Source organism: Mycobacterium sp. UM_Kg27 (genome assembly GCF_000972905.1).
In the GTDB taxonomy this organism is placed as follows: Bacteria; Actinomycetota; Actinomycetes; order Mycobacteriales; family Mycobacteriaceae; genus Mycobacterium.
Window position 1 is genome coordinate 1 of the sequence record NZ_JRMM01000349.1, and the last position, 328, is coordinate 328.

At 62.5% G+C, this 328-nt stretch carries 1 protein-coding gene and 1 pseudogene; both read right to left on the reverse strand.

What is annotated here, in order from left to right:
* Positions 1-146: WXG100 family type VII secretion target (locus tag LI94_RS21580; RefSeq protein ID WP_046302549.1), on the reverse strand; the 146-nt coding region annotated here is incomplete at its 3' end.
* A 29-nt stretch (positions 147-175) separates the two neighbouring features.
* A pseudogene (locus LI94_RS22910) lies at positions 176-328 on the reverse strand (type VII secretion protein EsxS); the annotation flags it as partial.

The window sequence follows — 328 nt, forward strand, 5'->3', positions numbered from 1 at the left end:
ATACCCGTATCGCCCTGCCACGCCGCCGACAACGCCGCCTGCTCACTGGCAATGTCAGCACCCACCGCCTGCAACGTGCCCGCATACCCATTCATCTCAGCCGCATGGGCCAACATCGCCGGGTAGTTGTACATAATCTGTGACATCAGTCTGCTCCTTTTCCCTGGCCCGCCCGCTAAACCCCGGTGTAACCAGAAGCCGCAGCAGCGTCAGCCGCCACATACGTCGAACCGGCATCAGCCAGATTCACCTGCGCCATATCCAGCAACGCATTCACCCGCGCCGCCATCGCCACAAACCGGGCATGCGACCCCTGAAACGCCGCAGC